This is a genomic window from Pseudomonas wadenswilerensis (assembly GCF_900497695.1).
Taxonomy (GTDB): domain Bacteria; phylum Pseudomonadota; class Gammaproteobacteria; order Pseudomonadales; family Pseudomonadaceae; genus Aquipseudomonas; species Aquipseudomonas wadenswilerensis.
Window position 1 is genome coordinate 399,278 of record NZ_UIDD01000011.1, and the last position, 24,284, is coordinate 423,561.

At 64.4% G+C, this 24,284-nt stretch carries 18 protein-coding genes and 2 rRNA genes; 9 read left to right on the forward strand and 11 right to left on the reverse strand.

Annotated elements, in window-relative coordinates:
• The first annotated feature begins 28 nt into the window (after positions 1-28).
• The 6 genes from CCOS864_RS24720 to CCOS864_RS24745 are packed head-to-tail and all read left to right on the forward strand — an operon-like array spanning position 29 to position 5,762.
• Complete coding sequence (locus tag CCOS864_RS24720) at positions 29-634, forward strand: CDP-alcohol phosphatidyltransferase family protein (RefSeq protein WP_115088847.1); 606 nt, start codon at positions 29-31, stop codon at positions 632-634.
• A 30-nt stretch (positions 635-664) separates the two neighbouring features.
• Positions 665-2,419, forward strand: a complete 1,755-nt coding sequence (locus CCOS864_RS24725) for a bifunctional alpha/beta hydrolase/class I SAM-dependent methyltransferase (protein ID WP_115088848.1) — start codon at positions 665-667, stop codon at positions 2,417-2,419.
• Positions 2,419-3,738: a phosphatase PAP2/dual specificity phosphatase family protein gene (locus tag CCOS864_RS24730; RefSeq protein ID WP_115088850.1), complete on the forward strand. Its 1,320-nt coding sequence runs from the start codon at positions 2,419-2,421 to the stop codon at positions 3,736-3,738. Before CCOS864_RS24725 ends, CCOS864_RS24730 begins: the two co-directional genes overlap by 1 nt.
• Positions 3,735-4,193, forward strand: coding sequence for a hypothetical protein (locus CCOS864_RS24735; protein ID WP_115088852.1), 459 nt, complete (start codon positions 3,735-3,737; stop codon positions 4,191-4,193). The genes CCOS864_RS24730 and CCOS864_RS24735 overlap by 4 nt, the downstream gene beginning before the upstream one ends.
• Positions 4,194-4,204: 11 nt before the next feature.
• Entirely contained in the window at positions 4,205-4,828 is a 624-nt protein-coding gene (locus tag CCOS864_RS24740) for a lysophospholipid acyltransferase family protein (RefSeq protein ID WP_115088855.1), read from the forward strand.
• A 1-nt stretch (position 4,829) separates the two neighbouring features.
• Positions 4,830-5,762, forward strand: coding sequence for a phosphatidate cytidylyltransferase (locus tag CCOS864_RS24745; protein ID WP_045195828.1), 933 nt, complete (start codon positions 4,830-4,832; stop codon positions 5,760-5,762).
• A gap of 3 nt (positions 5,763-5,765) precedes the next feature.
• On the opposite strand, the gene CCOS864_RS24750 is transcribed toward CCOS864_RS24745, so the two are convergent.
• Positions 5,766-6,524, reverse strand: coding sequence for a sulfite exporter TauE/SafE family protein (locus CCOS864_RS24750; protein WP_115088857.1), 759 nt, complete (start codon positions 6,522-6,524; stop codon positions 5,766-5,768).
• A gap of 101 nt (positions 6,525-6,625) precedes the next feature.
• Here CCOS864_RS24750 and CCOS864_RS24755 point away from each other — a divergent pair, with 101 nt between their 5' ends.
• Positions 6,626-7,534, forward strand: coding sequence for a LysR family transcriptional regulator (locus CCOS864_RS24755; RefSeq protein ID WP_115088859.1), 909 nt, complete (start codon positions 6,626-6,628; stop codon positions 7,532-7,534).
• 105 nt (positions 7,535-7,639) lie between these two features.
• Positions 7,640-7,984 carry a cupin domain-containing protein gene (locus tag CCOS864_RS24760; RefSeq protein ID WP_010226921.1) on the forward strand — a complete coding sequence of 115 codons (345 nt, stop codon included), beginning with the start codon at positions 7,640-7,642 and terminating at the stop codon, positions 7,982-7,984.
• Between the two features lie 102 nt (positions 7,985-8,086).
• On the opposite strand, the gene mmsB is transcribed toward CCOS864_RS24760, so the two are convergent.
• Both mmsB and CCOS864_RS24770 read right to left on the reverse strand, forming a co-directional pair.
• Positions 8,087-8,974: a 3-hydroxyisobutyrate dehydrogenase gene (mmsB, locus tag CCOS864_RS24765; RefSeq protein ID WP_115088860.1), complete on the reverse strand. Its 888-nt coding sequence runs from the start codon at positions 8,972-8,974 to the stop codon at positions 8,087-8,089.
• 10 nt (positions 8,975-8,984) lie between these two features.
• A complete protein-coding gene (locus CCOS864_RS24770) occupies positions 8,985-10,511 on the reverse strand; it encodes a CoA-acylating methylmalonate-semialdehyde dehydrogenase (protein WP_115088863.1) in 1,527 nt (508 codons plus the stop codon).
• Positions 10,512-10,647: 136 nt separating this feature from the next.
• Here CCOS864_RS24770 and CCOS864_RS24775 point away from each other — a divergent pair, with 136 nt between their 5' ends.
• On the forward strand, positions 10,648-11,595 hold the full coding sequence (locus tag CCOS864_RS24775) for a LysR family transcriptional regulator (protein WP_115088864.1): 948 nt from the start codon (positions 10,648-10,650) through the stop codon (positions 11,593-11,595).
• On the opposite strand, the gene yfiB is transcribed toward CCOS864_RS24775, so the two are convergent.
• The 8 genes from yfiB to CCOS864_RS24815 form a co-directional block, all read right to left on the reverse strand.
• Positions 11,596-12,087, reverse strand: coding sequence for an outer membrane lipoprotein YfiB (gene yfiB, locus CCOS864_RS24780; RefSeq protein WP_267954413.1), 492 nt, complete (start codon positions 12,085-12,087; stop codon positions 11,596-11,598).
• Between the two features lie 12 nt (positions 12,088-12,099).
• On the reverse strand, positions 12,100-13,371 hold the full coding sequence (gene dgcN / locus CCOS864_RS24785; RefSeq protein WP_115088869.1) for a diguanylate cyclase DgcN/YfiN: 1,272 nt from the start codon (positions 13,369-13,371) through the stop codon (positions 12,100-12,102).
• A complete protein-coding gene (yfiR, locus tag CCOS864_RS24790; protein WP_115088870.1) occupies positions 13,368-13,943 on the reverse strand; it encodes a regulatory sequestration protein YfiR in 576 nt (191 codons plus the stop codon). The genes dgcN and yfiR overlap by 4 nt, the downstream gene beginning before the upstream one ends.
• A 113-nt stretch (positions 13,944-14,056) precedes the next feature.
• Positions 14,057-16,138, reverse strand: a complete 2,082-nt coding sequence (recD, locus tag CCOS864_RS24795; protein ID WP_115088872.1) for an exodeoxyribonuclease V subunit alpha — start codon at positions 16,136-16,138, stop codon at positions 14,057-14,059.
• Positions 16,135-19,824, reverse strand: a complete 3,690-nt coding sequence (gene recB / locus CCOS864_RS24800) for an exodeoxyribonuclease V subunit beta (protein ID WP_115088874.1) — start codon at positions 19,822-19,824, stop codon at positions 16,135-16,137. Before recB ends, recD begins: the two co-directional genes overlap by 4 nt.
• Complete coding sequence (gene recC, locus CCOS864_RS24805; RefSeq protein WP_115088876.1) at positions 19,821-23,297, reverse strand: exodeoxyribonuclease V subunit gamma; 3,477 nt, start codon at positions 23,295-23,297, stop codon at positions 19,821-19,823. The genes recB and recC overlap by 4 nt, the downstream gene beginning before the upstream one ends.
• A gap of 127 nt (positions 23,298-23,424) precedes the next feature.
• Positions 23,425-23,540: ribosomal RNA gene (gene rrf / locus CCOS864_RS24810) — 5S ribosomal RNA — on the reverse strand.
• A 147-nt stretch (positions 23,541-23,687) separates the two neighbouring features.
• Positions 23,688-24,284: ribosomal RNA gene (locus CCOS864_RS24815) — 23S ribosomal RNA — on the reverse strand; the annotation flags it as partial.

Here is a 24,284-nt window from a genome sequence, read left to right on the forward strand (position 1 = left end):
CCAACCGAGTCGTAAAGGGAGTTTCACCGTGCCGTCGATCTACCAGCTCAAACCCCGCTTTCAGGCGCTGTTGCGCCCGACGGTCGAGCGCTTGTACCAACGCGGCGTCACCGCCAACCAGGTGACCCTGAGCGCCGCCGTGGTTTCCGTGTTGCTCGGCCTGTTGCTGGCCTGGCTGCCACACCTCACCTGGCTGTTCGCCCTGGTGCCGGTGTGGATGCTGCTGCGCATGGCCCTCAATGCCATCGACGGCATGCTCGCCCGCGAATTCGGCCAGCAATCGAAGCTCGGTGCCTACTACAACGAACTCTGCGACCTGGTCGCCGACAGCGCCCTGTACCTGCCTCTTGCCTTGCTGCCGGGCGTCTCATCGGCGCTGGTGGTGATCGTCGTGCTGGCGGCGCTGATCAGCGAATACGCCGGGGTCATGGGCCCGCTGGTCGGCGCCGAGCGCCGCTACGACGGCCCCATGGGCAAGAGCGATCGCGCTTTTGTCTTCGGCGTGCTCGGTGCCGGCGTCGCCGCAGGCCTGCTGCCTGCCAGCTGGATCAACGGCGTGCTGCTGGTGATCTTGCTGCTCTCGCTCTATACCCTCTACAACCGGGTCAGCCGCGGTCTGGCGCAAACCCGCTGAAGCTCTTTGTGCCAGATAAGGATATTTGCCATGCGCAACGCGCAATCGCTGCACTTCACCACCCACGACGGCGTCGAACTGCATTACCGCCACTGGCCCGCCAACGTCGCTGACGGCCAGCCACGCCGCGCCGTGGTGCTGTTCCACCGCGGCCACGAACACGGTGGGCGCATGGCCCATCTGGCCGACGAGCTGCAGCTGCCCGACCACGACTTTTTCGCCTGGGACGCCCGTGGCCACGGCCAGTCGCCCGGGGCCCGTGGCGACAGCCCGAGCTTCGCCTGCAGTGTGCGCGACGTGCAGACCTTCATCGAACATATCGCCCGCGAGCACGGCATCGCCGAAGAGGACATGGCGGTACTGGCGCAAAGCGTCGGTGCCGTGCTGATCGCCACCTGGGCCCACGACTACGCGCCCAAGGTGCGCTGCCTGGTGCTGGCCTCGCCGGCCTTCAAGGTCAAGCTGTACGTGCCGTTCGCCCGCCCGGGGCTGAAGCTGATGCGCGCCTGGCGCGGCAACTTCTTCGTCAACAGCTACGTCAAGCCGCGCCTGCTCAGCCACGACCCCGAACGCATCGCCTCGTATGAAAGCGACCCGCTGATCAGCCGGCCGATTTCGGTGACCATGCTGCTTGGCCTGTATGAAGCCGCCGACCGCGTGGTGGCCGATGCCCAGGCGATCCAGGTGCCGACCCAGCTGTTGATTTCCGGCGCCGATTTCGTGGTCAAGCGCAAACCCCAGGAGCAGTTCTTCGAGCGCCTAGGCAGCGTGCACAAAGAAAAACACATCCTCCCCGGGTTCTTCCACGACACCCTTGGCGAACGTGACCGCAGCCATGCCCTGGCGCGGATCCGCCGGTTTATCGGGCACTGTTTCAGCCAGGCGCCGCAGCGCCCTTCCCTGCTCGCTGCCGACCAGCTGGGTGCCAGCTGCGCCGAGGCCGAAAGCCTGGCCGCGCCGCTGCCACGCAACTCGCCGGCCGACCTCTACTGGCGCGCCACCCGCGCCAGCCTACGGCTGGGCAAGGGCTTGTCGGACGGGGTCAAGCTGGGCTTCGACACCGGCTTCGACTCCGGCAGCACCCTGGACTACGTCTACCGCAACCAGCCCACCGGCAAGGGCGCGATCGGGCGGATGATCGACCAGAACTACCTCAACGCCATCGGCTGGCGCGGCATCCGCCAGCGCAAGCTGCATGTCGAGGAACTGCTGCGCCTGGCCATCGAGCGCCTGCGCGAACAGGGCAAGCCGGTGGATATCGTCGATATCGCCGCCGGCCATGGCCGCTACATCCTCGAAGCGCTGCAGGGCCTGGAGCGCAAGCCGGAGTCGATCCTGCTGCGCGACTACAGCGAGCTCAACGTCCAGCAGGGCAGCGCGCTGATCGCCGAAAAAGGCCTGGCCGACATTGCCCGCTTCGTCCAGGGCGATGCCTTCGATGCCCAAAGCCTGGCCAGCCTCGACCCACGCCCGACCCTGGCAGTGGTCTCGGGCCTGTATGAACTGTTCGCCAGCAACCAGATGGTTGGCGACTCCCTGGGCGGCCTGGCCCAGGCTGTGGAGCCCGGCGGTTACCTGGTGTACACCGGCCAACCCTGGCACCCGCAGCTGGAGATGATCGCCCGCGCCCTGACCAGCCACCGCGCCGGCCAGGCCTGGGTGATGCGCCGGCGCAGCCAGGTGGAGATGGATCAACTGGTCGAGGCGGCCGGCTTTCGCAAGGTCTGCCAGCGTATCGATGAGTGGGGCATCTTCAGCGTCAGCCTGGCCCAGCGGGTCGCTTGATGAGCACTGCGCGCGAGCCAGGCTTGATCAAGCGCGGGGTGCTCTGGCTGCTGTTGCTCGGCCCGCTGTTCTTTCTCAGCTATGGCCTGACCAACACCTACACCGCCGGGCGCAGCGACGTCGGCAGCCTGGTGTTTGCCTGGGAAGGCAGCATCCCGCTGTGGCCCTGGACCATCATCCCGTACTGGTCGATCGACCTGCTCTACGGCCTGTCGTTCCTGCTGCCGCTGAGCCGTCGGGAGATGGACCGCCATGCCCTGCGCCTGCTCAGCGCGCAGGTCATCTGCATCCTCGGTTTTCTGCTCTGGCCGCTGCGTTTCACCGTCGAACGGCCAGCGCTGGATGGCCTGTTCGGCTGGTTGTTCGATGTGCTGATGGGCTTCGACAAACCGTTCAACCAGGCGCCGTCGCTGCACATCGCCTTGCTGGTGATCATCTGGGCGATGTTTGCCCGGCATATCCACGCCAGGCTGCCACGCTTGCTGGTACATGGCTGGATGGCGCTGATCGGCCTGTCGGTGCTGACCACCTGGCAACACCACTTTATCGACCTGCCCAGCGGCGCGCTGGTGGGGGTGCTGTGCGTTTGGCTGTGGCCGGTTGACGGCCGGCCGGTGCTGCGCCATCTGCAACTTGCCCGCGATCCGCAGCGCTGGCGCCTGGCGCTGCGCTATGGGGCCGGGGCGGCAGTGCTGGTGGGACTGGCGCTGTACCTGGGCGGCGTCGCCCTGTGGTTGATGTGGCCGGCGGTCGCGCTGCTGGTGGTGGCGCTCAACTATGCGCAACTGGGCGCCGAAGGCTTTCAGAAAGGGTCCGATGGCCGGCTCTCGTATGCCGCGCGCTGGTTGCTGGCGCCCTACCTGATTGGTGCCTGGCTCAACTCACGCTGGTGGACGCGGCGTCATCCTCAAGCGGATGAAGTGTGCGATGGCGTGTACCTCGGGCGAATTCCGGGCAAGGGTCAAGCCGCGCACTTCGCCGCCATTGTCGATCTGTGCGCCGAACTGCCAGCGTCGCTTGCCCCGGGCCAGGCCTACTGCGCCCTGCCCAGCCTCGATCTGGTCGTGCCCACGGCCGAGCGCTGCCGGGACGCGGCAGCGGCCATCGAGCAACTGCGCCAGCAGGGCCCGGTGCTGGTCTGCTGCGCCCTCGGTTACTCCCGCAGCGCCAGCGCCGTGGCCGCCTGGCTGGTGCTCAGCGGGCGCTGCAGCGATGCCCGGCAAGCGCAGCAACGCATCAGCCAGGCACGCCCCGGGGTGGTCCTGCATCCGCAGCACCTGCAGGTGATTGAACGCCTGCAAACGGAGCCTTGCCTGTGAGCGGCGAAATCCACCTGGCCCTGGTCGCCAGCCTGCTCAAGCGCGGGCGGCAGGTCGAGCGCCTGGCCGACGGCATCAGCTTGCTGGCGGTGTTTTTTGGCCTCGCGGTGCTGCTGATCGGCACGCCCGCCCCGTGGTTGAGCAGCGTGCTGTGCAGCGTGTTGCTGTTGGCCGGCTTGCTGCAAAAGTTTTTCGCCATACGCGTAGCACTGGATGCCGATCTGTTTGCGCACCTGGCCACCCGCAGCGATCAGCTCGCGCAGCACACCCAGGCGCTGGACCAGTCGTTGTGCGCCCTGGGCCTGAAGGCCAACCCGGTCGACAACCGCGACTGGCAGTCACGCGGCCTGGCAGCCATGGGCCTGCTGCGCAAACAACTCCTGTGCTTTGCGGTACAGGCCCTGCTGGCGCTGGCCGGCATCCTGCTTTTGCCCTTGTTTCACTCCGCCGGATAAGGACCTTGCCCATGCTTGCTGCCCTCACCGCCTTTGCCATCACCTCGGTCGCCCGCCTGATCACCGGCGCCCGCGCCCTGTGGCTGGGCTGCACGCCGCAACCGGTGCAACGGCTGTACTACGCCAACCACAGCAGCCACGGCGACTTCGTGCTGATCTGGGCCTCGCTGCCCCAGCCCCTGCGCCAGCACACGCGACCGGTGGCCGGTGCCGATTACTGGCAAAAACCCGGCATCCGCCAGTTCCTGATCAAGCGGGTGTTCAATGGCGTGCTGATCGACCGCCAGCACAGCGACGCCACAAGCAACCCTTTGCAACCGATCCAGGATGCGCTGGCCCAGGGTGATTCGCTGATCTTCTTTCCCGAAGGCACGCGCAACCTCAGCGACGAACCGTTGCTGGCGTTCAAGAGCGGACTGTTCCACCTGGCCAGCGCCCACCCGCAGGTCGAGGTGATCCCGGTATGGATCGCCAACCTCAACCGGGTCATGCCCAAGGGTCGTGCCCTGCCGCTGCCCTTGCTGTGCACCCTGAGCTTTGGCGAGCCGCTGCACCTGCAAGCGGACGAAAGCAAGCACGCGTTTCTCGACCGGGCCCGCCAGGCCCTGTTGGCCCTGGCCCCGAAGGAATCCTGAGATGGACAACAACACCCTTTCGCTGTTCGCCGGCATTGGCGGCCTGCTGTTGCTCGCCAGCCTGATCGGCCGCCTGCTCAAATGGCGCGCCGGCCCGGCGCCCCACGCGGTAATCGACAACCTCAACGCGCGGATCAACGCCTGGTGGGTGATGGTCCTGGTCATCGGCCTGGCGTTTCTGTTCGGCAAGCTGGGGGTGATCCTGCTGTTCTACTGCGTGTCGTTCTACGCCCTGCGTGAGTTCCTCACCCTGACGCCAACCCGGCGCAGCGACTACCCGGCACTGGTCGCGGCGTTCTACGTCGCCCTGCCGGTGCAGTACCTGTTGATTGCCATGGACTGGTACGGGCTGTTCAGCATTTTCATCCCGGTCTATCTGTTCCTGCTGCTGCCGATCCTGGCCAGCTTCGGCGGCGATACCACGCGCTTTTTGGAGCGTGCCTCGAAGGTGCAGTGGGGGTTGATGATCGCGGTCTACTGCCTGTCCTCGGTACCGGCCTTGATGACCCTGGATATCCCCGGATACGAAGGCCGCAACCTGCTGCTGATTGCCTGGCTGATCCTCGTGGTGCAAATCTCCGATGTGCTGCAGTACGTCTGCGGCAAGCTGTTCGGCAAGCACAAGGTGGCGCCCAAGCTGTCACCCTCAAAGACCGTCGAAGGCCTGGTCGGTGGCGTGGCCCTGGCCACTCTGATCGGCGCCACCCTGTGCTGGATCACCCCGTTCAGCTTCTGGCAGGCGGCGCTGATGGCCCTGACCGTCAACCTCATGGGCTTTGCCGGCGGCCTGGTGATGTCGGCGATCAAGCGCGACCGCGGCGTGAAGGACTGGGGCCATATGATCGAAGGCCACGGCGGCATGCTCGACCGCATGGACTCGGTATGCTTCGCCGCGCCGGTGTTCTTCCACTTCGTCCGTTACTGGTGGGCCTGATCGTCAGACCAACAGGTCGTAGGACAGCTTGCCGATCAAGATCAGCAGCAACACCAGGAACAGCGCGCGAACAAAGGGCACGCCCTTGTGCACCGCCAGCCAGGTGCCGGTCAACGCGCCGAGGATGTTGAAGGCGGCCATGGGGATGGCGATCAGGTAGAGCACGTTGCCGGTGGGAATGAAGAACATCAGTGCGGCGACGTTGGTGGCGATGTTCACCAGTTTCGCCGACGCCGAGGCATGCAGGAAGTCGAAGGCGAAGCAGCGAATGAACAGGAAGATCAGAAAGCTGCCGGTGCCGGGTCCGAACAGGCCGTCGTAAAAGCCGATGGCGCCACCGATGACGACCGCCAGCAGCTTCTCGCGGGTGCCGATGCGCATCGGCTTGTGCAGGGTACCGAAGTCCTTTTTCCAGAAGGTGTAGATCGCCATCAGCACAATCAGCACCAGCACCGCCGGGCGCATCAGCGACTGCGGCACCAGCGACACCGTGGCGGCGCCGACGAAGGCCATGGCAAAGGCTGCACAGGCCGCCGGGATCACCAGCCCCCAGTCGATCACCACCTTGCGCACGAACGAGCGTGCGGCAAACGCCGTACCGCACGCCGAGGCAACCTTGTTGGTGCCCAGCAATGCGGCCGGTGGCGATGCCGGCAGCACGTTGAACAGCGCCGGAATCTGGATCAGCCCGCCACCACCCACCGCCGCATCGATCAGCCCGGCGGCAAAGGCAAACACACAAAGAACGACGATATCGACCATGGTTTCAGGCTCTGGTAGTCAAGGACGGGCGCGCCAAGGTTAACCAACGTCCGGGTTTTGTGTTGCAATGCCATATTGCAAAAACTGCAACGAGGTAACACATGGCCCTGGATATGCTCGCGGAGCTGGAAGCCTTCGCAATGGTTGCCCGCAAGCGCAGCTTCGTCGCCGCAGCACGCGCCCTGGGACGCTCGCCCAGTGCTGTGACCCGCGCCGTGCAGGCCCTGGAAGAAAACGCCGGGGCCAAGCTGTTCAATCGCTCGAGCAACGCCGTAAGCCTGACCGAGGCAGGTGAACGCTTGCTGCCCTACGCCTACAAAATGCTCGATCTGCAACGTGAGGCCGATGAGGAGCTGACCGGGCTCAGCGGCCTGGCTTCCGGCTGGGTGCGGTTTTCCGCCCCCGAATCGCTGGCGCAGGTATTGCCCGGTCTGATTGCACAGTACGGCGAGCGCTACTCGCAGGTGAACGTCGATGTGATCTTCAGCGACGAGCCGATCGACCCGGCCAAAAGCAAACTGGATTTCTCGATTCGTGGCGCCTTCGCCCAGGACAGCGAGCTGATCGGCTACCCCCTGTGGCGCTACTCACGCTCGCTGTATGCCAGCCCCGCTTACCTGCACCGGCATGGCGTACCCGAGACGATCGAGGCACTGGAAGCGCATGCGCTGATCCTGCATACCGCGCCGCGGATTCTCAAGGAGTGGAAGTTTCGCAGCGCCGATCAGGCCGTCAGCCTGCGAGTGCACCCCAGGTTTCGCTTCAGCTCCGGGGTTGCCGTATTCCAGGCCGCCCTGGCCGGTGTCGGCATCGCCCGCCTGGCCGACTGGCTGGCCGAACCCGAGGTGCAGGCTGGGCGCCTGCAGCGGGTCTGCGCCGAGTACCGGCTGACCGCCAGTAACGGCGACAGCCCGCAAATGCACGCGGTGTACCCGGCCGGCACGCTGCCGCAACGGGTCAAAGCGCTGCTGGAAGTGATCCGCGGCTTTGGCGACAGCCTTGATCGATAGGCACGGATTTGCGCTCCCAGACACCTGAAGGTCGAGACCAGACATTTGCCGGGCACCGATAGCGACTATGGTGATGGACCTTTGAGCCATCCTCTGGAGCCTGGAATGTCCGATTTCATCACCGTGCTGCGCGAGACCTGCCCTACCCCCGTGCTGGATGCGACCAAGTGGCAACGCATCGGCGGCGACCCGCACACCGTCAACCTCAACGCCTATGTGTCGGCCGATGGCAGCAAGATCATGGGCACCTGGATCTGCACGCCGGGCAAGTTCCAGGTCAATTACGAGAAGTGGGAGTATTGCCATTTTCTGGACGGCTACTGCGTGATCACCCCGGAAGGTGAGCAGCCGGTGCACCTGAAAGCCGGTGATGTGTTCGTCATCGAACCGGGGATGAAAGGCACCTGGGAAGTGGTGGAGACGGTACGCAAGTACTTCGTTTTTGCCTGACCGCCGGGGCTGCCTTGGCAGCCCATCGCTGGCAAGGCCAGCTCCCACAGAATGATGTGTGCGCAGTACCTGTGGGAGCCAGCCTTGCTGGCGATGCTCTTTTTACTCGGGCTTGCGATAACCTTCGACAATCGCCGAGAAATCCTTGCCACCCTCGCCGCGCAAACTCATGGCCTGGTACAGCTGCTGGGCCACCGCGCCGAGAATCACCGGCTGGTGCGCCTGACGTGCGGCTTCTGTCGCCAGCCCCAGGTCCTTGAGCATCAGCTCGGCACCAAAGCCACCGGTATAGCCACGCGATGCCGGGGCCGTCTCGATAATGCCCGGCCACGGGTTGTAGGTGTCCGAACTCCAGCAGCGGCCGGTTGAGCTGTTGATGATCCCGGCCAATACCTTGATGTCGATCCCCAGCGCATTGCCCAGGGCCATGGCTTCGGACACGCCGATCATCGAGATGCCCAGCAGCAGGTTGTTGCAGATCTTGGCAATTTGCCCGGTGCCGACATCGCCGCAGTGGACGATGTTGCGGCCCATCTGCGCCAGCACCGGTTGCAGGGTGGCGAACAGCGCGTCGCTGGCACCAACCATGAAGGTCAGGGTGCCGGCCGCAGCGCCACCGGTACCACCGGACACCGGTGCATCGGCCAGGTCGACGCCCTGTTTGGCCGCAGCAGCCGCTACATCGCGGGCCGTCTGCGGGTCGATGGTGCTGCAGTCAACCACCGGGGTACCGGCCTTGACACCGGCCAGCACACCGTCTTCGTTGAGGTACACACCGCGCACGTGGGCAGCAGCTGGCAGCATGGTGATCACCAGCTCGCTCTGCTGCGCGGCGTCGCGCGGCGAGCTGCTGATCTGCCCACCGAGCTCGGCAAGTTCAGCCAGCACGGTCTTGTTCAGGTCGAACAGGTTCAGCTGATGCCCGGCCTTGATCAGGTTGCGGGCCATGGGCGCGCCCATGTTGCCCAGGCCGATGAATGCGATACGCATGATGAACTCCTTAGCGCAGGCTGATGGTGGTGTTCACGCCATCGTTGACGCTGTCATCATCGAACCAGCGGCTGGTGACGGTCTTGGTCTGAGTGTAGAACTGCACCACCTGTTTGCCGTACGGGCCGAGGTCGCCGAGTTTGGAGCCGCGCGAGCCTGTGAAGCTGAAGAACGGTACCGGTACAGGAATCGGAATGTTGATGCCGACCTGGCCAACGTCGATTTCGTTCTGGAACTTGCGCGCCGCCGCACCGCTCTGGGTGAACAAGCCGGTGCCGTTGCCGAAGGGGTTGCGGTTGACCAGGGCGATAGCTTCGTCGAGGGTGTCGACTTCCAGCACCACCAGCACCGGGCCGAAGATTTCCTGGGTGTAGATCTGCATGTCGGTGGTCACCCCGGAGAACAGGGTCGGGCCAACGAAATTGCCTTGCTCGTAGCCCGGCACACTGACTTCGCGGCCATCGAGCTCAAGCTTGGCGCCTTCCTTGATGCCGCTTTCGATCAGTCCCAGCACTCGCTCCTTGGCGCGCTTTGAAATCAGCGGGCCGACATCGGTACCCGGCTCGCTGCCGGCGTTGACCTTGAGGTTGGCGGCCAGCTCTTTGAGCTCCGGCAGCCACTCGCGGGCCTTGCCCACCAGCACCGCGACCGAGGTGGCCATGCAGCGCTGACCGGCCGCGCCGAAACCGGCACCGACCAGGGCATTGAGGGTTTGCGTACGGTTGGCGTCCGGCAGCACCACGGCGTGGTTCTTCGCGCCCATCATCGACTGCACGCGCTTGCCGTGCTGACCAGCCAGGTTGTACACGTGAGTGCCGACCTCAGTGGAGCCGACGAAGGAGATCGCCTTGATGTCGCTGTGGGTGCACAGCGCATCGACCACCTGCTTGCCACCATGGACGACGTTGAGCACGCCGGCCGGCACACCGGCTTCGATGGCCAGCTCCACCAGCATCATGGTCGACAGCGGGTCCTGCTCGGATGGCTTGAGTACGAAGGTGTTGCCGCAGACGATGGCCATCGGGAACATCCACAGCGGGATCATCGCCGGGAAGTTGAACGGGGTGATCCCGGCGCAGACGCCGATCGGCTGGCGCAGGGTGTAGGTATCGACGCCGCCGGCAACGTTCTCGGCGAACTCGCCCATCTGCAGGCTGCCGATGCTGCAGGTATGCTCGACCACTTCCAGGCCGCGGAAGATATCGCCTTCAGCGTCGGCAATGGTCTTGCCCTGTTCGGCACTGAGGACCACGGCGATGCGCTTGGAGTGTTCACGAATCAGCGCCTGCAGCTTGAGCATGATGCGCATGCGCGCGCCGATCGGGGTGTCGCGCCAGGTCTTGAACGCACGCTGGCCGGCGGCGATGGCGGCGTCGACTTCTTCGGCGGTGGCGAAGGGTACGCGGGCCAGCACTTGCTGGGTGGCCGGGTTGACCACGTCGCGCCATTCGCTGGTTTTCGATTCGACCCATTGGCCGTCGATCAGCAGCTTGACCTGCTCGACCTTGGTCTGGCCGGGGGTGAGGGATGCGTTCATGTGCGTTCTCCTGAAATTGTTGTTAGGGAGAGATCGACGCCACCGGATCAGCCACGGCGGGCGCTTGGGTCCAGGGCTTTTTTGGAGTATAGATGTGCAAACATCTAATAAGAACGCACATAAAAGCCGGACCAACATGCAAAAAAACATCACCTCCCTGGGGTCGTTGAACTGGGATGACCTGAAGTTCTTTCTTGAAGTGGCGCGCACCCGCAAGGCCAGCAGCGCAGCCAAACGCCTGGGCGTCGACTACACCACGGTGTCGCGGCGGATCAGTTCGCTGGAAGTGGCGCTGGGCACCTTGCTGTTCGAAAAATCGCGGACCAACGGCTTTGTCCTGACTGCCGAAGGCCAGCGCCTGCTCAGTTATGCCGAGTCGATCGAAAGCACCCTGCACATGGCCTGCGAGCAGGTCTCCGGTTCCGGCGTGGCGCTGTCGGGGCATGTGCGCATGGGCTGCACCGAAGGCTTCGGCAGCTTCTTCGTCACCCCGCAGCTGAGCCATTTCGTCGACGCCTACCCGGCGATCTCGGTGGACATCCTGCCGCTGCCGCACTTCATCAGCCTGTCCAAGCGCGAGGCCGACATCGTCATCGCCCTGGAGCGCCCGGAGCACGGGCCTTACGTGTGCTGCAAGCTGTGCGACTACCGCCTGCGCCTGTACGCCACCCAGGAGTACCTGGACAGCCACGAGCCGATCACCCGCAGCAGCGACCTGGCCCGGCATCAGTTCATCAGCTATGTCGACGACCTGGCCTTCAGCTCCGAGCTCCTTTACCTGGCCAACCTGATCCCGGCCGCCAGCGCCAACCTGCGCAGCACCAGCGTGATCGCCCAGTACGTGGCGGCCCAGCAGGGTCGTGGCCTGGCGATACTGCCGTGTTTTCTGGCCGCGCAGGACCCGCGCCTGGTGGCGATTTTGCCCGAGGAAGTGGCGATTACCCGGCAGTTCTGGATGTACTGCCGCGAGGACTTGAGGAAGTTGAAGCGGATTACCCTGTTGTGGGATTACATCCGCGAAGTCACCGAGCGCAACACCCCGCTGCTGATGGGCGAGTCGCGCACGATGAGCTTTGCCGACTGATCAGTCGGAGGCGACCACGATCGACACCCGGCGGTTTTCCAGGCGCCCGGCGCGTGTGTCGTTGCTGGCCACCGGCTCGCTGCTGCCGAGGCCGCGGGTTTCGACGTTCTCGGGGCGCATGCCGATGCCCACCAGGACATTGGCTACGCTCTGCGCCCGACGTTTGGACAGTTGCTGGTTGTAGGCGGCCTTGCCCGAGGCATCGGTGTGTCCGTCGACCCGCACGCGCTGGATGTTCACCGACAGCAGCGACTTGCCGATGCGCTCGACGATAGTCCTGCTCTGGGCGTTGAGGGTGTCGACATCGCTGCCGAACAGCACTTTGCTCGACAGGCCGAACTCCCAGCCTTCATCGGTGAGCTGGAAGCCCTCTTGCTTGAGCAGGGCAATCTGTTCGGCGGTCAGGCCCTTGGGCGGCACGCTCTGGCAGCCGCCCAGGGCGAACAGCGCCAGGGCCAGGCAGATAAAGTGAAAACGTAAACGTTGGCTCAGGTGAATCACGGTTCAGCTCCTGTTTTTTACGTGTTGGGCAGAGCGCTCCGTCTCTGCCATTTGCCCCTGGCCGCGCAGATTGCGCTTGGCCTGATACATCGCCGCATCAGCGGCATTGAGCAGGTCTGACGGCGTCAGGCCGTCATCGGGGAAATAGGCAATGCCGATGCTCAGCGAGGTGACGATGATCTGCCCTTCGCCCAGGCGGATCGGCAGTTTCATGCTGGCGGCAATCTTCTCGGCGATGCGCAGGGCATCGTCGCGCTTGTGCAGCGGCGCCAGCAGCACGGCGAACTCGTCCCCCCCCAGGCGGGCCACCAGGTCATTTTCGCGCAGCTGCGCGCGCACCCGTGTCGCGACGCTGATCAACACCTCATCGCCAGCCGCGTGACCAAAGCTGTCGTTGACCTCCTTGAAGTTGTCACTGTCGAGAAACAGCAACGCCAGGTGCTCCTGGTGTTTTTCCGCATTGCGCAGGGTGCGGCTCAGGCGGCCCTCGAAAAACGCCCGGTTGGGCAGGCCGGTGAGGCTGTCGTGGCTGGCCTGGTGGGCAAGGCTTTCATTCTCGCTCTGCAGGTGGCTCTGCCAGGACTCCAGCTCGTCGAGCAAGGCGTTGAAGTCGTTACCCAGTTCGTTGAGCTCGGCGATCTGCGCCGGCGGCACGCGGCGGTCGAAGCTGCGCTCGCGGCGTGCGGCATGGGCGACATTGGCCAGGCTGCGCAGCGGCCCGACGATATCGCCGAACATTCGCCGCGACAGGTACAGCGCGCTGAAGGCGCTGAGCGCCGTGCACAGCAGGATCCCGGCCAGGCCACTGAGCAGGAAGCGCACCAGGCTGCCGCCCTGCCCCACCAGCTCGATGCGCCCGACCTGCTGGCCCTGGTGCAGCACCGGCAGGATGATTGGTTCTTCCAGCAGGCTGCGGACTATCAGTTGCTCGGCCTGCGCCAGCAAGCCGCTTTCGCTGCGCTGCCAGCGGGCCAACAGTTCGCCGTTGTCGTCAAAGACCTTGGCGTCGGCCACCTCTTCAGCGGCGGCGATCAGCGCCAGCGCCTCGTTGGCCGCGCCAGCGTCGTTGAACACCACCGCCGCTTCAACGGTGTAATTGATCGAACGAGCAATCAGATGCAGGTTGTGATTGGCGTACACGCGCAGGGCCAATACACCGAGCAGCGTCAGGGAGACCCCGGCAAGGCCGACAGCCAGTAGCGCGACGCTCAGGTGGCGGCGGCCGAGGACGGCACGCAGGGTCGGGCGCTCGCGCCCCTTGCCAAAGCCGATCATGGTTGCGCCGCCCGCCGCCGCGATAGCTGCAGCACGCTGGGGTGAATGCGCACGCCGCTGCGCGCCACCGAGTCGAGGTTGACGTCAAAGGCCACCTGGCGATCACTGACCCGCAGGCAGAACAGGCTGCCTACCGTACACGGGTCGTCAGCTTCGCTCATGCTCAGGACCGGATGACCGCTCAACGCAGTAAACAGTCGGCTGCGCTCGTCCTGGCTGAGCTTGCCGATATAGATCGCATCGCATTCACTGGCGATGCGCGGGTCGTCGGCCAACAGCCGGCGTACCTGCACCGGCCGGCCTGTGGCCTGGGTAGTCCCCTTGACCAGGTCGTCGGCGTATTCGGTCGGGCCGATCAGGCACAGGCGAAGTTGCACCGGCTCAACCGGCCAGCGTGCATAACTGAGGATACCCAGCACGACCTGGGTCACTGCCTTGGCCCGCTGCTCGGCCAGGTTCGAAGTGGCCTGTGCCTCGGCGCAGGCTTGTGCGCCGAACAGCAACAGCAACGCGCCCAGCAGCGAACGCGTCAGGTTTGTCACACGTCCCGATATCGGGGCGGCCACATTCATGAAGGAAATCTCTTAAAACCACGCAGGATGATGCCGCAACGATAGCACAGAGCCCGATTTTCCAGCGAGGGAGCAGCCTGCCGGCGATCCGGTAAAAGGCCGAATCGTCGTGGTTATACCTGCTCCAGCATCAGCCCCGAGATGCGTTTGACCTTGCGCCGCACCGCGTCCTCAAACACACCCTGACGCGGCTCGATCAAACTAAAGCAGGTCTTGGCCCGGGTGATACCGGTGTAGATCAATTCCTTGGTCAACACCGGGTTCAAGGCATCCGGCAGCACCAGCGCAGTATGGGTGAACTCCGAGCCCTGGGACTTGTGCACGGTCATGGCGAACACGGTTTCGACCTCGTTGAGCCGGCTCGGCAGGACGAAACGCACGCCGCCGTGCCCGTCGTTGCGGGCGAAGGCCACGCGCAGCACCTGCTGCCCTTCATGCTGCTCATCCGGCAGGCGCAGGGCGATGCCGATATCGCCGTTCATCAGGCCCAGGCCGTAGTCGTTGCGGGTCATCAGCACCGGGCGGCCTTCGTACCAGGGCTGTTCGCTGTCGATCAGCCCGGCGGCACCGAGCACCCGGCTGACCCGTTGATTCAGACCCTCGACACCCCAGGGCCCCTTGCGTACGGCGCACAGCAGCTGGAAGGTCTCGAAGCCCCGCAGCACCTGCATGGCCCAGCTTTCCCAGCGCGGGTCATCCACCGGCGTGCCGAGCGGCGGGCGCTGCTGACGGAGGGCCTGCAGGTAGCTGCGATAGCCCTGTGGCCCGTCGCTGCCGCGGCCCAGGCCGTCGAGCAACAAGCGATCGAAGTTGCGGTCCTGTTCGCCGCGCAGGCTCAGAGCGAACACATCGTTGAGTTTCTGGTTGAGCAAGGCCCGCGCCTGCTCGGCGTCCTGGCGGTTGACCAGGCGCGCCAGCTGGCCGATGCCGCTGCCTTCGCCGAAGCGCCGCGAATAGCGCAGCATCACCACTTGCTGCGCCAGGGGATACTGCCCGGCACTGCCCGGCAGCAGCTCGCTGCCGGCCAGGGCCTCACCACTGACCTGCTCCAGCCAGGCCTGCGTCTCGGGGCTGTAGCGCCCGGCTTCGGCATCGCGGCACAGGTCGCCGAGTACCGCGCCGGCCTCCACCGAAGCGAGCTGGTCCTTGTCGCCCAGCAGCACCAGACGCGCATGGGGCGGCAGGGCGCCAAGCAGGTTGGCCATCATTTCCAGGTCGATCATCGAGGCTTCGTCGACGACCAGCACATCCAGCGGCAGCGGGTTACCGGCATGGTGACGGAAATGCCGCGAGCCCGGGCGACTGCCGAGCAGGCGGTGGACGGTGGAGACGTCGGTGGGAATGTTCTCACGGACCTCGGCGGCCACCGCCAGGCGCTCGACCTGCTGGCCGATGGACTCGGTCAGGCGCGCTGCGGCCTTGCCGGTGGGTGCCGCCAGGCGGATGCGCAGTGGCCGGCCAGCCTCGACGGCGGGCGCTTGCAGCAAGGCCAGCAAACGCACCACCGTGGTGGTTTTGCCGGTACCCGGGCCGCCGGTAATGATGCTAAAGGCACTGCGGGTGGCCAGGGCGCAGGCCAGCTTTTGCCAATCCACCTGACCGCTGGGAGCGCCGCCGTCGAACAGTTGCGCCAACCGCGCCGAAAGATCCGCCGGGGTCGGCTCGACCTGCTGCAGGCGCTCGCGCAAAGCGTTGTCGATACGCCGCTCGTAGGCCCAGTAACGGCGCAGATACAGGCGCCGGCCATTGAGCACCAACGGGCGCGCGCTGTCTTCCGCACTGCTGCCGTGGGCCACCAGCCGACTGTGGTTCAGTTGCTGCAGCCAGGTGTCGAGCTCCAGGCGCTCAAGCAGCTGCGACGGCAACAGCAGCGGCCCGGCCAGGGCATCGCCTTCCGGTGGCAGCGACAGGGCGAAATCCGGCTCGGCCAGGGTTTCACCCAGATCCAGGCAGACATGGCCGTGGCCCAACTGATGACTGGCCAGTGCCGCCGCCAGCAGCACCAAGGGTTCGCCGCCCGGGTCGCGCTCACCGAGAAAACTCACAAAGGCCCGGTCCAGGGCACGCAACCAGCCACGCTCGACCCAACGATCGAGCAAGGCAAGCAGGTCTGCGCCTTTGCTCAGCGGCTCCAGCGCGGCCAGATGGCGGGCATCCAGTGGCGTAGGGAGCAGGTCGTCGAGGCTACGGCTCATGGTGCGTCTCCGAGAAACAGGTCGTGTTGTTGCGGGGTGCTGACACCGCGGAACAGGGCGTCGAGCTGCTCGATCAGCTCGCGCGGGGGCTTGACGAAATACAGGCCGCGGGATGGCGAATCGACACCGCGCAAGAAGACAAACAGCGCCCCGCCGACATGCTGGTCGTAGTCATAACCGGGCAGCCGCGCGCGCAACTGGCGGTGCAGGGCCAGCAGGTAGAGCACGTATTGCAGGTCGTAGCGGTGGCCGAGAATCGCCCCTTCCATGGCCAGTTCGCTGTAGGCCTGGTCATCAGGCCCCAGCCAGTTGGATTTGTAGTCCGCCACGTAATAGCGGCCATCGTGTTCGAAGGCCAGGTCGATAAAACCCTTGAACATGCCATTGAGCAGCGCCGGTTGCGCAGCCAGGCGTGCAACGCCCTGGTGGGTGTATTCGCACACCAGTTGATCGAGCCGACCTACATCGACCTTGTGGCTGGCAAACCAGAATTCCATTTCGATCTGGTACTGGCGTAGCTGGCTCAAGGACAACGGCGAACTGTCGGGCGCCAGGGCCATGGGTTGCTCGAGCAATTGCTGCAACCACTGGCTGAGGGTCGGGATCCAGCCGGTCCAGTCGCGGCGGTTGCAGCGCTGGCCAACGGTGCGGGTCAATTGCTCGGGATCGGCGCTGACCTGGGCAAAACCTTCATGCCCGGCCCATTCGAGCAGGCCGTGGAGGAAGGTGCCGGGGTTCGGCCCGCGGGGGAAGCGGTGAATGTCGCCGCTACCGGGCATGACTTCACGCAACTGCTGCAGGTCGGGGCGCTCGTCATCGAGCAGTTGTTGCGCCTGGGAGCTGTCGGCCGCCAGGGTCATGGCCTCTTCGCCGATGCGCAAGGCGCTGTAGGAAGCGATCCACCAGTTTTCTGCAGCCCGGCGTTTGGGCTGGCGCGCAGGTAGCAGTTCGGCCTGGTTGAGCGGGGCGCTGTAGGCCTGCTCATCAGGCGCTGGCAGCTCGATGCTGGCGATGGCCGGGCAACCGGCCTGCAAGGCCTGCAGCCAATCGCCCAGCTGGGTCGAGGCTGACAGGGCGCTGCCGCCGCCCAACAGGTAACCCAGGGCTGAACGATGCAGGGTCGAGGTCTTGCCGGCGCCGCGCTTGAGGTCGGCAACGCCGAGCCAGCAGGCATGCTGGGCGCGGGTCAAGGCCACGTAGAGTAGGCGCAGGTCTTCGGCCAGGCGCTCATCGTCGGCCCGGGCGATCTGTTCGGCATCCGGGGTCAGGGTCAGGTGCGCCTGGCCTTCGCTGTCGTGCCAGGCCAGTGGCAAGCGCGAGCCATCCACCGGCTTGCTGGTGCAGATGAAGGGCAGGAACACCAAGGGATATTCCAGGCCCTTGGACTTGTGGATGGTCACCACCTTGACCAGTTGCTCGTCGCTTTCCAGGCGCAGGATCTGCTCCTCGCCGGCCTGGCCGGAACTGGCCAGGTGCTCGCCCAGGTGACGAATCAACGCCTGCTCGCCATCCAGCTCGGTAGCCGCCTGCTGCAGCAGCTCGGCCAGGTGCAGCAGGTTGGTCAGCACCCGTTCGCCATCACTGCGGACCATCAATACCTGGGGCAGATCGAAGTCATGCAGCAGGCGCCGCAGCATCGGCAGTACACCCTGGCCGCGCCAGATCAGCCGGTACTGGCGGAACTGCATGACCCAGCGCTCCCACACCCGCTCATCCTGGTTCAATTTTGCCAGGGCGCTGAGCGGCAGGTTGAGGGTAATGCTGGCCAGCGCCGCCTTGAGCAGGCGCTCGGCATCCGGCTCGGCGCAGGCTTTGAGCCAGGCCAGCAGGTCATGGGCTTCCTGGGCGGCGAACACCGAGTCCTTGTCCGACAGGTAAACGCTGCGCACATCGCGGGCCGCCAATTCGGCACGAATCAACTGCGCCTCGCGGCCATCGCGCACCAGAATGGCGATATCCGAAGGCAGGCAGCCGCGCAGCGACCGATCGGACTGCACGAAACCACTGCGACCCTGCTGCCCGCCATTGAGCAAGGCAACGATCTGGCTGGCACAGCTGGCGGCCAGTTGCTGACGATAAACAGCGCCGGATACCGGCTCTTCACTGCTCAGTTGCCAGAGGTTGAGTGCGGGTACCGGCGAGCCATCGACCTGCAGCTGCTCGCTGCGGCCCTTGGCCTTGACCTCGAGAAACGGCACCGGGTTGTTGCTGCCGTCGCGGAACAGGAAGGCGCCACGGCCCTGCTCGCGCACTTCGGCCTGCATGAACACATGGTTGACCGCCGTGACCATGGCCTGGCTCGAACGGTAGTTGGTATCGAGGCTGTGCAGGCGCCCGGCCGTGGCCCGCCGCGCCCCCAGGTAGGTGAAGATGTCGGCGCCGCGGAAGGCATAGATTGCCTGCTTGGGGTCGCCAATCAGGAACAGGCCGGTATCGCGTGCGTTCTCTTCAATCCGGTAGATTCGCTGGAAGATCCGGTACTGCACCGGGTCGGTGTCCTGGAACTCGTCGATCAGGGCCACCGGGAACTGTTCACGGATCAGCCCGGCGAGGCGCTCGCCGGCATCACCGTGCAACGCGTGGTCGAGACGCAGGAGCATGTCGTCGAAGCCCATCTCGGCGCGGCGGCGTTTTTCCTGTTCAAAGCGGGCGCCGACCCAGGCAGCCGCGTGCTCGAGCAGACAGGCATCAGGCGTGGGCAGGCCCTGAAGCTGGTCGCGCAGACCCTCCATCGCCTGGAGTGCCGGGTGGACTGGCGGCTCGCCCTTCCAGGCTTCGGTCATGCCGGCACGGGTAAAGCGGCTGAAGCCGGTGCCCAGATCCAGCTCCAGCGCCTGGTCGTCCTCGGCCCAGGCCTTGAGTTTTTCGCACCAGGGCTCGAAGTAGCGCGCCTGCATCTTGCGCCCGTCAACCTGCTTGGCGGCCAGGCCGTCACGGCAGATCTGCAGCAACTCGCCGGACCATTGCGCCCAGGGCGCCTTGAGCGTGCGCAGCAGTTCAGTACGTTGCTGCAGCACCGCTTCGATCAGCGCCTGAGGCTCTTCCTCATCGCTCTCGATGCGCTGCCGGCCGAACAGCGCGCGGACCCGTGGCAGCAAGGCTTCGGGGCTGACCCAATGGGCGCGAACCCAGGCCAGCGCATCGCCCTGCATGCTGTAGCAGAAGCGTCGCCAGTAATCGCGCATGACCTGGCCAAGCAGGTCACTGTGGTCGGTTTCCAGGGTCTGGGTAAACAGGCTGCCGCTGTCGAAGGCGTGCTCGCGCAGCATGCGTTGGCACCAACTGTGGATGGTCGACACCGCAGCTTCGTCCATCCACTGTGCGGCCACGTCCAGGCGGTTGGCGCACGCCGCCCACAGCGACGGCTCATAGTCATCGCGCAATTGCTGGAGCAAGGGATCGGCTTCGCTCAACTCACCACGGAAGTAGCGCGCGGCTTCTGCCAGGCGGGTGCGGATGCGTTCACGCAGCTCCTTGGTAGCGGCGTCGGTGAAGGTCACCACCAGGATCTGTGGTGGCAACAGCTCGCGGCCAAAGCCCTGTTCACCGCCATGGCCGAGCACCAGGCGCAGGTACAACGCCGAGATGGTGAAGGTCTTGCCGGTACCGGCACTGGCCTCGATCAACTGGCTGCCATGCAAGGGAAAGGTCAGTGCCAGGGGGGCTGGGGCAACACCAAGGCTCATCGAGCGCTCTCCTCTTTGCCCGGCGTCTGCCAGGGCGCTTCGAATATCGGGCGGTACAGGGCCTCGCACCAGCCTTCGAATTCTTCACTGGCACTGAGTGCCGCGAAATCGCTGAACTGTCGGGCCAGCGCGGTGCTTTCGCTGCGCTCGCCGAAGGTGTTCTGACCATCACCGTCGTAGGCCTTGGCGGCTGCAGCCAGGGCTTTGTCGGCATCGCTCTGGGCCAACCAGGCAAAGGCGGTCTTGACTGCTACCGGGAGCGGCGCATTCATACCCGCCTGGCGGGCCAGCAGCAGATCGCCCAGCAGTTCAGCGGCGCGGGCCTGCTCCAGGGGGGCGAGCAACAGGGTGACATCGGTGGCGACCACTGCACTGTGCAATGGCAAACCAACCGCGCAGGCGGCCAGGTGCATGACCCAGGTCGGCGTCAGCCGGTGCCATTTCAGTGTGCGGCCACTGCTGATGCCGTTGGGCAAGGTAGTGATGCTCAGCAGGGATTGATCCTCCCGCTGATAGACCCGGCCCAACCAGCCTTCGAGCTTGAGCTGGCGGTACTCGAAACGGATCGGCAAGGCGTTATCCACAGGCATCGGCCATTGCTGCAGCAACTGTTGATAACGCTGCAACAGGTCGGGCAATGGCTCGATCAACTCGGCCTGCAGGCATTCGCCGAAGCCGGCCAGTGGCAACAGCCCGTAACCCTGCAGGCGGCGGGCCTGGGTGGTAAGCGCCCGGGCGCTGTCATCCGGATCGGCCAGGGCTGCGGCCAGCAGGCTTTCGCTCAGGCTGTAGCGCTGCAGGGCATCGAGGACGAAGGGCTCCTCATCGGCCAGCGGCGCTTGCGCCGACTCGAAAAAGACCTTCAGCCGCTGACTGAAGAAATGCCGCACCGGATGGCGCAGAAAGTCCTGCAACAAGCTCAGCGTCAGCGGTTCATCGCTGTTGTATGGCGGCAGCTCGTCCTCATTGATCTGCTCTTCGCCAGGGAGGTGCAGCGTCCGCCATTCCCGTGCATAACTGAACAGGCTGCTGCCCTTGTGAAAGTAGCGGGCGCTGAACGGCTGCAACGGATGCTCCACCGTCAGGGCATGCAGCAACTGCTCACCTGCATTGAGCTTGCCACCGATCTCGGCATCGGCCAGACGCCAACCCGTAGCCAGATGGTCGCGCAACTGGCCAATCAGCACCGAGGCCGGGCGTTCGCTGTTATCGCGGATGCTGCGCCCGACCCAGCTGACATACAGCTGGTCACGGGCCGAAAGCAGCGCTTCGAGCAACAGGTAGCGGTCGTCTTCACGGCGCGAGCGATCACCCGGACGGTAGTCGCTGCCCATCAGGTCGAAGTCCAGCGGCGGTTGCGCACGCGGGTAGTCGCCATCGTTCATGCCCAGCAGGCAGACCACCTTGAACGGGATCGCACGCATGGGCATCAAGGTGCAGAAATTTACCGAACCTGCAAGAAAACGCTGGGACAAGCGCCCTTGGTCGAGCCCGGCCAGCCAGGCTTCGCGAACCACGGTGAGCGGCAGCAAGTCTTGCAGGCCAACCGATTCACAGGTCTGCAACCAGGTTTCGCGCAGGGTCTGCAGTTGCACCAGCAGATAGTCGTCATGCTCGGTGTCGGCGAGGAAGAACACTTGCAGCAAGGCATGCAGGCGCTCGCCCCACTCGGCAGCAGTTGCCGGTTGGGAAAGTTGCTCGTGGGCGATTTCCAGGGCGTCGAGCAGGGCCACCAACGGGCCGATCAAGGCGGCATCCAGGCCGCCGATTTCATCGAACGGCTCGATACCATCGCAACCTTCGCCGACACCGACGGCGTAACCCAGCAGCATGCGCCGCAAGCCAAATCGCCAGCTGTTCTGTTCGAGATCCGCCGGCAAGCCGAGGCCCGCGCGTTGCTCGGCGTTCAGGCCCCAGCGAATGCCGGCGCCTTCGATCCAGCGGTGCAAGGTCGGAAGGTCGCTTTCCTTGATGGCGAAGCGCGCACGCAAGGCTGGCACATCGAGCAGGTCAAGGACCTCGCTCACCGCGAAGCGGCTATCAGGTAGCTTCAGCAAGTGCTCCAGGGCAATCAGCAGCGGATCTCGGCCACGCTGGCCCTGGTCGGTCAAGGTGAAGGGGATGAAGCGCGGATCATTGCGGTCCAGTTGGCCGAACACCGCGCGGATGTGCGGCGCATAGGTATTGATGTCCGGGAGCATGACGATGATGTCCCGTGGGCGCAGCGTCGGGTCGGCACTGAAGCGGGCGAGCAACTGGTCGTGGAGGATTTCCACTTCACGTTGCGGGCTGTGGCCGATGTGGAAGCGCACCGAGCGATCTTTGGCCAGGTCGACGTCAGGCCAAAGCTCACGGGTTTCGGCCAGCGGACGCAACTCAAGAATGTCGTCCTGCAACTGATTGAGCAGTGTTGTCGGGGCACTGTCGCTGAACAGGTCGATACGCCCGTCGCTGAAGGCTGCGCGGTAGCTGCCAGGGTCGTCATAGCTGTCGAGCAGGTTGATATAGTCGCGGCCTTGCTTGCCCCAGGCGGCGAGCAACGGATGTGCGTGTTGATGCAGGGTTTCGGCATCGATCAGGCTGGGCATGCCCTGCTTGCGTTGCTGGCGCTTGTATTGATGGCGCAGCAGGTCCTTGTCGGCAACGATGTCGGCCCAGTGGTGCCGGCAGGGGTTGTGCACGCAGAGCAGCACCTGGCTGAAACGAGCCAGCCCTGCGAGCGCTTCGAGCGCCTGGGCAGGCAGCGACGAAATGCCGAAGACAATAACCCGGGATGGCAAGCCAGGTGGCGCCTCCTGCAGGCTATTGATCCGCTCGATAAAGCGCTGATGGACTCCGGCGCGGCTCTGGGCCATGCCCTCTTCACCGACATCCAGCAACAGGGCGCGCCATAGCTCTGCCTGCCAGCAGTTGGCGGCCGGCAGCGGCTTTGATTCGCCACGGGCGGTATTGAGTACATGGCGGCCGGCGGCCCAGTCCTTGAGCCAGTCGGCCCGATACACCTGATACTGGTCGAACAGGTCGGCAAGGCGTTCGGCCAACTGGTAGCGCTTGCGCAGGTCGCTGTCGTCGGTGAGAAAGCGCTGCAAGGGCTCGAAGTGCGGTTTGTCGATGACTTCAGGCAGCAGGCGCATCAAACGCCAGGTCAGCGGCGCCTTGTCGAGCAGCGACACCTCGGGGATTTCTTCGCGGCCCAGCACCTTGCGGTACAGCTGCCACATGAAACTGCCGGGTAGTTGCACCTCGACTGCGGCGGCGATGCCACAGCCACCTTGATCGTCGTCTTCAGGATCTTCGGCTAGGGCCAGCTTCAGCCACTGGGCGATGCCGTTGCTCTGCACCAGGGCGATTTCGTTTTCCAGCGGTGCCAGCGGGTAACGCCGCATCCAGCTCACCACCAGACTGCGCAGTTCATCCAGGCGATTGCCGTGAACCACCATGAAACCTGGTATGAGTGGGTTTGCGTGCGGCATTGGGCATCCTTGAGGCTGTGCGGGCAGAGGGAAACCTTATCATGCTCGGGGAGCCTGACTGTGTTGTGCAACAGCCAGAAAGACAAAACCCCTACCTGCGTACGCAGATAGGGGTTTCGGAATTTAATCTTGACGATGACCTACTCTCACATGGGGAAACCCCACACTACCATCGGCGATGCATCGTTTCACTGCTGAGTTCGGGATGGGATCAGGTGGTTCCAATGCTCTATGGTCGTCAAGAAATTCTGTTGCCAGAAGGTCTTGTTAGACACTCCAGCGAATCGGGTATGTGATGTTTTGTGAGTTACAAATTCTCGGCTTTGCAGTCTTCACTACCGCAATTTGGCCTGCTCTTTATTTAGGAGCAGCAAATTGCTTGGGTGTTATATGGTCAAGCCTCACGGGCAATTAGTATTGGTTAGCTCAACGCCTCACAGCGCTTACACACCCAACCTATCAACGTCGTAGTCTTCGACGGCCCTTCAGGGAGCTCAAGGCTCCAGTGAGATCTCATCTTGAGGCAAGTTTCCCGCTTAGATGCTTTCAGCGGTTATCTCTTCCGAACATAGCTACCCGGCAATGCCACTGGCGTGACAACCGGAACACCAGAGGTTCGTCCACTCCGGTCCTCTCGTACTAGGAGCAGCCCCTCTCAAATCTCAAACGTCCACGGCAGATAGGGACCGAACTGTCTCACGACGTTCTAAACCCAGCTCGCGTACCACTTTAAATGGCGAACAGCCATACCCTTGGGACCGGCTTCAGCCCCAGGATGTGATGAGCCGACATCGAGGTGCCAAACACCGCCGTCGATATGAACTCTTGGGCGGTATCAGCCTGTTATCCCCGGAGTACCTTTTATCCGTTGAGCGATGGCCCTTCCATACAGAACCACCGGATCACTAAGACCTACTTTCGTACCTGCTCGACGTGTCTGTCTCGCAGTCAAGCGCGCTTTTGCCTTTATACTCTACGACCGATTTC